Source organism: Mycobacteriales bacterium, from assembly GCA_035995165.1.
Classification (GTDB): Bacteria; Actinomycetota; Actinomycetes; order Mycobacteriales; family CADCTP01; genus CADCTP01.
This window is the reverse complement of record DASYKU010000064.1, coordinates 1-8,832: the sequence shown is the minus strand read 5'-3', so window position 1 is coordinate 8,832 and position 8,832 is coordinate 1. Positions and strand designations below refer to the sequence as shown.

Annotated in this window: 10 protein-coding genes; 1 reads left to right on the top strand and 9 read right to left on the bottom strand. The window is 73.4% G+C overall.

Annotated features, from left to right (window positions below):
* From VGP36_10715 to VGP36_10700, 4 genes are all read right to left on the bottom strand, one after another.
* Window positions 1-595 (bottom strand): NAD(P)-dependent oxidoreductase (locus tag VGP36_10715; protein HEV7655182.1); only part of this gene is annotated, 595 nt, incomplete at its 3' end.
* Between the two features lie 16 nt (window positions 596-611).
* A complete protein-coding gene (locus VGP36_10710) occupies window positions 612-1,496 on the bottom strand; it encodes an ABC transporter permease (GenBank protein HEV7655181.1) in 885 nt (294 codons plus the stop codon).
* On the bottom strand, window positions 1,493-2,116 hold the full coding sequence (locus tag VGP36_10705) for an ATP-binding cassette domain-containing protein (GenBank protein HEV7655180.1): 624 nt from the start codon (window positions 2,114-2,116) through the stop codon (window positions 1,493-1,495). The genes VGP36_10710 and VGP36_10705 overlap by 4 nt, the downstream gene beginning before the upstream one ends.
* Window positions 2,117-2,653: 537 nt before the next feature.
* On the bottom strand, window positions 2,654-3,727 hold the full coding sequence (locus VGP36_10700) for an ABC transporter substrate-binding protein (protein HEV7655179.1): 1,074 nt from the start codon (window positions 3,725-3,727) through the stop codon (window positions 2,654-2,656).
* A gap of 267 nt (window positions 3,728-3,994) precedes the next feature.
* Between VGP36_10700 and VGP36_10695 the strand changes: the two genes are divergently transcribed.
* Window positions 3,995-4,393, top strand: coding sequence for a carboxymuconolactone decarboxylase family protein (locus VGP36_10695; GenBank protein ID HEV7655178.1), 399 nt, complete (start codon window positions 3,995-3,997; stop codon window positions 4,391-4,393).
* A 148-nt stretch (window positions 4,394-4,541) separates the two neighbouring features.
* On the opposite strand, the gene VGP36_10690 is transcribed toward VGP36_10695, so the two are convergent.
* The 5 genes from VGP36_10690 to VGP36_10670 form a co-directional block, all read right to left on the bottom strand.
* Window positions 4,542-5,210, bottom strand: coding sequence for a response regulator transcription factor (locus tag VGP36_10690; protein ID HEV7655177.1), 669 nt, complete (start codon window positions 5,208-5,210; stop codon window positions 4,542-4,544).
* A gap of 80 nt (window positions 5,211-5,290) precedes the next feature.
* On the bottom strand, window positions 5,291-6,460 hold the full coding sequence (locus tag VGP36_10685) for a sensor histidine kinase (protein HEV7655176.1): 1,170 nt from the start codon (window positions 6,458-6,460) through the stop codon (window positions 5,291-5,293).
* Entirely contained in the window at window positions 6,457-7,176 is a 720-nt protein-coding gene (locus VGP36_10680) for a hypothetical protein (GenBank protein HEV7655175.1), read from the bottom strand. The genes VGP36_10685 and VGP36_10680 overlap by 4 nt, the downstream gene beginning before the upstream one ends.
* Window positions 7,173-7,907 (bottom strand): ATP-binding cassette domain-containing protein, encoded by a 735-nt coding sequence (locus VGP36_10675; GenBank protein HEV7655174.1) that lies wholly within the window; start codon window positions 7,905-7,907, stop codon window positions 7,173-7,175. The genes VGP36_10680 and VGP36_10675 overlap by 4 nt, the downstream gene beginning before the upstream one ends.
* A gap of 126 nt (window positions 7,908-8,033) precedes the next feature.
* A partial coding sequence (locus tag VGP36_10670; GenBank protein ID HEV7655173.1) for a hypothetical protein occupies window positions 8,034-8,832 on the bottom strand: 799 nt, incomplete at its 5' end.

Sequence of the window (8,832 nt, the reverse complement as noted above, 5' to 3'; positions counted from 1 at the left end):
GCGGCAGCCAGAGCGGGAGCCCGGCCAGCAACCGGCCGAACAGCTCGACCGGCAGGCCGCCCCAGCCGGTCGGTCCGTAGCAGACGTTGAGCCGGGCGATCGTCGCGGGCAACCCGAGGACCGCGGCGAACGCGCGCACCGTCCCCTCCCCGGCCAGCTTGCCCACCGGATAGCTCGGCGCGAACGGCGCGTCGCCGCCCAGCATCTCGGTCTCCGCGACCGGCTCGTACGGCCGCGCCCGCCGCGCGTACACGCCGAAGGTGGACAGGAAGAGGAACGCCCGCGCGCTGTGGCAGTGAGCCATCAGCTCGCCGGCCCCCACCGCGTTGGCCTGCGCAGCCGTGTTCGCATCGGGCTGGCCCCGCAGCGGCGCGCCGTGGACCACGTAGGTGAAGTCGGTGTCGAGGCCAGCCAGGCTGGTCTCCCCCATCGCCCAGCGGACGGTCCGGATTCCCCGTGCCTCGAACGCCGACCGCAGCCCGGCGTCGGTGAAGCGGCCGAGTACCCACACCTCGTTGTCGGCCGCCAGCGCCTCCACCGCCGGCCGCAGCGCCTGCCCGGTCGCACCGGTCACCAGGATCTTCGCGTCGCGCATCGTTCGGTACCCGCCCTCACCGCTTGCCGGTCCAGAAGACGACCCGCCGGCCGATCAGCGCGACGGTGCCGTTGAGCGCCGCACCGAGCACGCCGAGCACGGCCAGCACGGCGAAGACGCCGGCTGTGTTGGAGTTGGCCTGCGCCATCACGAGCTGGGCGCCCAGACCGGACTGTCCGCTGAGAAACTCGGCCACGATCGCCGCCAGGAAGGCGTAGAGGATGCCGATGGACAGACCGGTGAACACCGACGGCAGCGACGCCGGCAGGCGCACCAGCAACAGGGTCCGCAGCCGCCCCGTCCCGAAGGTCTGGGCGAGCTCCAGGTAGTCCTCCGGGACCTGCCGCAGCCCGGCGTACGCGTTGAGCATTACCGGGAAGACCACCAGGGACACGACCAGCGCGATGTGTCCCAGCATGCCGAGGCCGAACCAGACGAGGAAGAGCGGCGCCAGGGCGATCTTCGGCAGTGCCTGGAAGGCGCTGACGATCGGTTGCACGACGTAGTCCAGTATGCGGAACTCGCTCGCGAGCAGCGCCAGGACGAGGGCTACCACGGCGCCGACGCCGTAGCCGACGAGCGTGGCGGTGAGCGTCTGGACGAGGTCGTAGATGCCGCCCCCCGGCGTCAGCACTCCCTGCTCGGCCGGGATGGTCACGAAGATGAGCCGGAAGGCATCGGCCACCTCGGGCAGCCGCGGCCACAGGTAGGCCGGCACGTCGAGGGCCGGTACCAGCAGGAGCCAGCTCAGCAGGATGACACCGATGGTGGCGGCCTGGACGGCCAGCCGGACCCGGTGCCGCCGCAGGAAGGCCCCTCGCGAGCCCGTTCGCTGCGGACCGGTTCCCGCGGACTCCTCCTGGAGTACCGGCCGGGACGTGGTGGCCGCGTCGACGTTCATCTCGGTACTCCGAGCCGCTCCCGCAGCGAGAGGGCCGGCTCGGCGCGGACCTCGGCCACCAGGCGGGCGATCTCCGGGGCGAGGAGCACATCCCAGATCCGCGGCCGGGCGGCGCCGATCGGCACGCTCCGGATGATCCGGCCCGGCCGGGGTGAGAGCACGATGACGCGGTCGGCGAGGGAAACCGCCGCCTCGATGCCGTCGGTGCTGAACCGGGCCTTCGCCGCTCGGCCGAGCAGGCGTGCGGGGAACAGGACGTTGCCCAGGGTGGTCAGCCAGCGCAGCAGGAGCGGCGACTGGAAGACCATCCTGATGCTCGGGAGTCTCGCGTGGCTGGCCGCCTCGAGGCGGACGGCGCCACTGGTCGGGCTGACGAGCCTGAGCAGGGTGCTCTTGCCGCAGCCGCTTGGTCCGACCACGACCACGGACTCGGACGATCTCACGTCAGGGTCGATATCGGTCGGCGCCGCGACCGAGGTGCTGGCGCCGGCGGGTAGGTCTTCGACAGGTGGTCCAGCCGCAGTACAGTCATGGGCGCCCAATCTCGCCGGTCGGCATCCCGGTCGGGTCCGGCTCCGGCGACAGCGGACCAAGCCAATCGCCCGGCCGCTCGCGGGCACAAGGCGGTGTTCCGGGGTGCGGAACACCGACGTGCCGGGCGGCGGCCCGCAGGACACGGTGCCTGCCTCAGGACGGCGGGCCGGCGGATCGCGCCTGCAGCAGGGCTGCGGGCGCGACGGCGACCTGGTACTGCAGCTTCAGTGAGCCGCGGTCGAACGGGCTATCCGCCCGGCGGACCCGGGCGGCGCCGCGACCGGACCGCCCCGACGCCGATCGGCGTCGCGAGCTCCGCCGTCCCGTCGCCCATCAGGTGGAGAGCGAAGCCCCGCTGCCGAGTCCGGATGCGACCCCGCCCCGAGGGCCGTCGCGTCCAGCCGCCCGGTGGGTGCGGAGTCCCGCAGCGCCCGACGAAGCCGCCCAACCGGCGGCATCCGCTGGCTGCGGCGAGGAGCACCTTGCCCACGGCACTGTCGGGCGCCGGCGGCCTGCGGTGGCGTGCGGCGAGGTCGCGGTGGTGTGGTCCGGCCGGCGACTGCTCGTATAAATCGCTCCGGACTAGACAGCGTCGCTCGTCTTCATCCCGCTACCGGGAGGATTCACTCGACCGGATGGGCGCGGGCCGCTTTCACGATCTCGGCGGCCTCGAAGTCGTGTGCCCGGCTGACCAGCTCGTTGGTGTAGAGCTTCGCCAGGTCGAGCTTCTTGCCGGCCAGCACCGGGATGATCTCCTCCCAGCCGGACAGGTTCTCCTTGTACGTCCATCCCCAGGGGTGCTTCTCGGTCGCCCAGTCCGGCGGCCCGGACACGTCCAGCCTGGGCTGCAGCTCCTTTGCCAGCCGGTCGATCGTCTGCCGGCGCGACTCATTGGGCTGGCGTAGCGTCGGGAAGGCGTCCAGGTGGATCGAGATCCCGGCGGGCACGTTGGCGTTGAGGAACGTGAAGCCCTTTACCAGCGCGCGTAGGTAGCCGGCGTAGAAGTCCCCGTTCTTCTCCAGGGTGGAGCGTTTGAGGATGTTGGTGGTCCCGCCGGTCTTCTGCAGGCTCGCCGGGATGGGTAGGACGCGGAGGGGTCCGATCGGGTCGCCCCGCAGCTGCTCGTTCGCTTGGACGACCTGGGCGTCGGGATAGATCCCGGCGTCGATCTCGCCCTTCCGGAAGGCAGCCACCAGCGCGGCACCCGCCGGGACCACCGCCTTCTTGACGTCACCGGGCCGCAGGCCGGACTGGGTGCACATGGCGTCGATGAACCACCACAGCCCGCCCGGTCCGAGGCACGCCAGTGTCTTCCCCTTGAGCTCGCTGAAGTCCCGGACGGTGCTGGTGGCGGGCACCACCGTCCAGAGGAAGGGCCGCGGCACGGACGTCCAGACGACCATGAGGTCGCTGGCCGGGTTCTGCGCCAGGAACGGCAGCAGCTCCGCGGGGGTCTGGACGGAAGCCTGCAGCTTTCCGGCCTGGACGAGCGGGAGCGGGGCCGGAACGGCCTTCACCGTGCTCTCCACGCCCTCCTCGGCGAAGTAGCCGAGCCGATCGGCGATCGCGAACCAGGAAAGCAGGACGCTGGCCGGGCCGGCGGGTGTGCCGTACTGGACCGGCCGCAGCGGACCCTGGAGAGCCTGCGGGTCGCCCGCGCAGGCACTCAACGCGGCCGGACCGGCGAGCAGGGCCACCCCAGCGGCGCCGGCCGTGCGAAGGAATGTCCGCCTGTCGAGCATTGCAATTCCCCCCGCGGGTGTGGACATCGACCCGGGGACACCATCCGCCGACGCGCGGCGGCCCCACAAGACGCCGGTCCGCGGCGCGGAACACCGAGCCGCGCCGGCTCAGGCGAACGGTGGACCGCGCCCCGGAACGCGGCATGGACTGCGGCTACCGGCGTCAATACGGTCCTGGTGTCCGGCCGCTGGCAATCCAGCCAGCCCTGAGGGGAGTTACCGATGACCGAGTCAGACACCGATCGCGTCGAGCGTGGCCGAGCTCTGTCCGACCAGATCAGTCCCGGCGCGGTGGATGCGCTTTTCCGACAGCTGAACGGGGTCGTGCCCGATTTCGACCGCCTCGCCCTGGGCAGCGTGATGGCCGACATCTGGGGTCGCGAGCAGCTCAGCATGCGGGAACGTTCGATCGTCCGGCTCGCCGTGCTGGCCGCGACTGTCCAGCCGGAGAGTGCCTCCCGGACCGCCATCCGCACCGCATTGCACCTCGGCCTGTCCCAGCAGGACATCGCCGAGGTGTTCGTGCAGACGATTCCGCAGGTCGGCTTGATCCGGGTGATCGCCGCCCTTGAGATGTTGAGCCGGTACCTGGACTCAGGGCAGGCCGAGCAAGCCTCGTAGGCGTCGGGTCACGGTCTACCGGCAAGACCAAGGCCCATCGCGCGTCGTAGTCCTGACCTGGGACGGGTCTGTTGCATCGACCGAGCCCGCTTCGTTCGCTGGGTTTCGGTTCCCTCCCGGGTGATCACGGTCGCGGTCCGCTCGGTAGCTACTCCTCGCCGGGCACGACGAGTCCCTGCTCGTAGGCGAACACCACGGCCTGCACCCGGTCGCGCAGGCCGAGCTTCGTGAGGACCGCGCTGACGTGCGATTTCACCGTCGCCTCCGAGACCACGAGCCGTGCGGCGACCTCGGCGTTCGACAAGCCGCGGGCGACGAGGACGAGCGTCTCGCGCTCGCGCGGCGTGAGGCCGCCCACTGGCTGTTCCGGTCGATTCGCTGAGCTTGTCGGACGTTGCGGGCGCCGCGCGTAATCCTCGACCAGGCGGCGGGTGATCGACGGCGCGAGCAGCGCGTCACCGGCATGAACGACGCGGATCGCCTCCAGCAGCCGATCCCGCGACGCGTCCTTGAGCAGGAACCCGGCGGCGCCCGCACGGAGCGCGCCGAAGACGTACTCGTCGAGGTCGAATGTGGTGAGCACGATGACGCGCGGCGGCGGGTCCAGCGTTGCGTCCGCCACCAGGCGGCGGACCGCGGAGATGCCGTCGAGGTGCGGCATTCGGACGTCCATGAGGACGACGTCCGGCCGCAACTCGCCGACCACGCGGACCGCTTCGACGCCGTCCGCCGCCTCGCCGACCACGTCAACGTCCGGGTGCGCCTCGAGCACGAGTCGCAGGCCGAGGCGGACCAGCTCTTGGTCGTCGGCGATCACCAGCCGGATCGGCCGGTCCGGCGCGTCGGCCCCGGACGGCGCGGACCGCGCGGGGGGCTCGGGCCGCCCGGGTGACGCGGTCACGCGGCGCCGCCGGCGGGGAGGTCGGCGGCGACCTGGAAGCCGCCGCCGGGCCGGACGCCGGCCTCGAGCCGGCCGCCGAGGGCGACTGCGCGCTCGCGCATGCCGAGGATCCCGCGGCCCGCGCCCGGCTCGCCGGGGGCGGGGTGGCGCGGCTCGCCGTCGTCCTCGACCCGGACTTCGAGCCCGTCGCGGCGGTAGCGCAGGTGGACGGCGACGTCGGTCGCGCGGGCGTGCTTGGCCACGTTGGTGAGTGCCTCCTCGACGATGCGGTACGCGGACAGCTCCAGGCCGCCGGGCAGCGGTCGGCGGTCGCCGTCGATCTGGAGCCGCACCGGCAGCCCGGCCGCGTGGAAGTGGCCGACGAGCTCGGGGAGCCGGTCGAGCGACGGCGCTGGGGCGAGCTCGGCCGGTTCGATGAGCTCGCCGCCGGGACGACCGGCCGGTTCCCGCAGCACGGCGAGGATCCGGCGCAGCTCGGCCAGGCTCTCCTCGCCGCCGGCCTCCACCCGGCGCAGGACGTCGTCGGCGACGTCCGGCCGGGTGTGCAGGACGTCCCGCGCGCCGCGGGCGCCGAGCAGCATCACGGTGACCGAGTGGGCGACGATGTCGTGCAGGTCCCGGGCGATCGAGGCGCGCTCGCGCTGCGCCGCGATGAGGTTGAGCTGCTCCCGCTCGCGCTCCAGCTGGGCGGCGCGCTCCTCGAGGGCGGCGGTGTAGCGGCGGCGGGTCTGCAGGTACGCGCCCGCGATGACCGCGATCACGCTCACCGCCGGTTGCGCGACCGCCCAGACCTGGAGCAGGACGGCGGCCGGCACGAGGACGGCGACCGCCGTCCACCGGTCGCGCCGCTCGGCAACCGTGAACAGCGCGACCACCACCGGCGCGCCGCCGGGGAAACCGCCGCCGCTGACCGCGACGACCGCCGCCGTGCCCGCCAGGGTCGCGGCGAGCACGGCAAGCGGCGAGCGGCGCCGCAGCACCAGCGTCGCACCGGTCAGGACACTGAGCACGACCGCGGTGGCCGTCCAGCCAGGCCACCCGTCGACAAGGAGCCCGATCTCGATGCCGGTCGTGACGGCGGCGACGGCAACGTCGAGCAGCACGGCGCGGCGCCGGACCACCGCGTCGCGCCACCTCGTGACGCTGTGCCGGATCTCCACGATCACGCCAGGTCGCGGCGGGACTCGGCGGAGACCGCCGCCACGGCCGTCGCCGCCGTCCACAGCGCGAGCACCCCGGCGGCGGACAGGGCGGTGAGCGTGGTGTCGTGGGTCATGCCGGTGAGCACCGAGGACGCGCCGAACGGCGTGAAGTTCGCCAGGCCCTCGTCGGCACCGGACACCAGCGGCACGACGGCGAAGTTCACGACGAGCGCCAGGACGACGCCGACGACCTGGCTCCGTACGAGCGCCCCGGCCGCCGCACCGAGCACCGCGGAGAGGACGGCCGCGACGACGTTGCCGGCGACCACGTCACCCACCTGGCCGGCGGTCAGCGCCGGGCCGGGCATCCGCGCCAGCAGCGGCAAGGCGACGGCGACCGACACGGCGGAGACTACGACGCCGAGGGCCAGACCGGTGACCCCGTACGCCGCGAGCCGTGCCGCGAGCAGCGTGCCGCGGCCGCGTCGGGCGACGAGCGCCGCCGGGGCCGCCGTCCGGTGCCGGTACTCCCCCGCGGCCCCGACCAGCGCCCAGGTCAGCACGAGCACCGGAAGCGCGGACAACGCCTCCTGCTTCTCGGTCACACGACTCAGCGTGCCTGATGCGGCGCCGATGATCACCGCGTTGAGCGCCGCGAACGCGAGACCGCCCGCCACGAACGCCCACAGCGTGCGCGTGGTGAGTGTCTTGCGCAGCTCGCCGGCCAGCAGCGCGGTCATGCCAACGTCCCGCCGGTGAGGTCGAGGAACGCGTCCTCAAGGGCGCCGTGCCGGGCCTGCAGCTCCCCGATCGGGCCAGCGTGGACGAGCCGCCCGCGGTCGACGACGACGACGTCGTCCACGGTCAGCGCCGCCTCGCTGAGGACGTGGCTGGACAGCAGCACCGTCCGGCCGCTCGCGGCGCGCGACCGCAGCAGCGTGCGCAGCCAGCGCAGCCCGCGCGGGTCGAGGCCGTTGACCGGCTCGTCGAGGACGAGGATCTGCGGGTCGCCGAGCAGTGCCGTGGCCAGACCGAGCCGCTGGCGCATGCCCATCGAGTAGCCGCCGACCCGGCGGCCGGCGGCCTCGGTGAGTCCGACCGTGTCGAGCACCTCGGCGACCCGTCGCCGCGGGATGCCGCCGAGCGTGGCGAGCGCGGTGAGATGCGCGCGGGCGGTGCGGCCCGGGTGGGCGCCGCAGGACTCGATGAAGACGCCGACCCGGGTCGGGTCGCTGATCGTGCCGGTGACCTCGGCGCCGGCGACACGGACCCGGCCGGCGGTGGGCCGGGCGAGGCCGACGAGGAGCTTGAGGGCGGTCGTCTTCCCGGCGCCGTTGGGGCCGAAGAAGCCGGTGACCGCCCCCTCCCGGACGGTGAACGAGAGGCCGTCGACGGCGGTCGTGCGGCCGTACCGCTTGGTAAGCCCTTCGGCGACGACGGCCGGCGGCGCGGATGTGGTGGTGATGTCCATGTCGTCGAGCCTGCCGGCGCGTCGCTCCACGGTCTTCGGCCGCGGGACGGAACTGTGTCTCCGTCTCACGACGGAGGCCGCACCACGGAGGGGCGGTGCCCGCCGGCCTCGGTGTGGGGGAGCCTGTCAGCCTGGCCTCCTGGTCAGCCGCCGGGGCTGGCGACCGATCCGCGGGCGGCGAGCGCGGCCAGGGATCGCAGGGGAGCGCCCGATCGCGTGCTGCTGGTCCGGCAACCGGTGCGCCTGGTGCTCGGGCAGCTCCACCTCTACGTCGATGTCGCTCGCCTCGCCGGCAACCCGCAGCTGCCAGCGGAAGACCACGTCGGACACGAGGCAGGAGATCGTCACCCGGCCGTCGCGGCTGCCCGCCTCCAGCCGCTGCGCCATCGGGAAGTCGGGGTGTCCCGCCGGCCACATCGTGTAGTCGCCGTCCGGCCCGGCGACGACCCGCCCCATGCCCTCCCACCATTCGGGGAACCGGGTCGGGTCGTGCAGCAGCTTCCATACCTCCTCGACCGGGGCCGAGCTGCGGGCGCTCAGCGCGAAAGTGGGCATGTGGTCACCTCGTGGGTTCCAGTCCGGGGTCGGGCTCGGCGCCGGAGTCGGGGTCGAGAGAGCTGAGGGCCCGGACGATCCGGGCCAGTTCGCGCTCGGGCTCGACGAGCCCGACGACCGGCGGCCGGCCACGGCCAGCATCCCGAGCAGCGTCTGCGCGGGCGCCGGGAGCAGTCCGGCGGTGGCCCGGACCGCGGTCCGCAGGTTCGGCGGCGGTCCGGTCCCACCTGCGGCGACCACCCGGCTGCTTTCGACCGCGAGCAGCGGGTTGCCCTCCGCGGCGGCGATCACCCGCCGCAGGAGCGCGTCGTCCATCGGCAGGATGGACGACGCCAGCGCGGCCACCTCGGTGTCGCCGATCGGTGCCAGC

Excerpts from the sequence above, each read along its gene's own strand:
- VGP36_10710 (HEV7655181.1), bottom strand. The coding sequence starts at position 1,496 with ATGAACGTCGACGCGGCCACCACGTCCCGGCCGGTACTCCAGGAGGAG.
- VGP36_10695 (HEV7655178.1), top strand. The coding sequence starts at position 3,995 with ATGACCGAGTCAGACACCGATCGCGTCGAGCGTGGCCGAGCTCTGTCC.
- VGP36_10680 (HEV7655175.1), bottom strand. The coding sequence starts at position 7,176 with ATGACCGCGCTGCTGGCCGGCGAGCTGCGCAAGACACTCACCACGCGC.
- VGP36_10675 (HEV7655174.1), bottom strand. The coding sequence starts at position 7,907 with ATGGACATCACCACCACATCCGCGCCGCCGGCCGTCGTCGCCGAAGGG.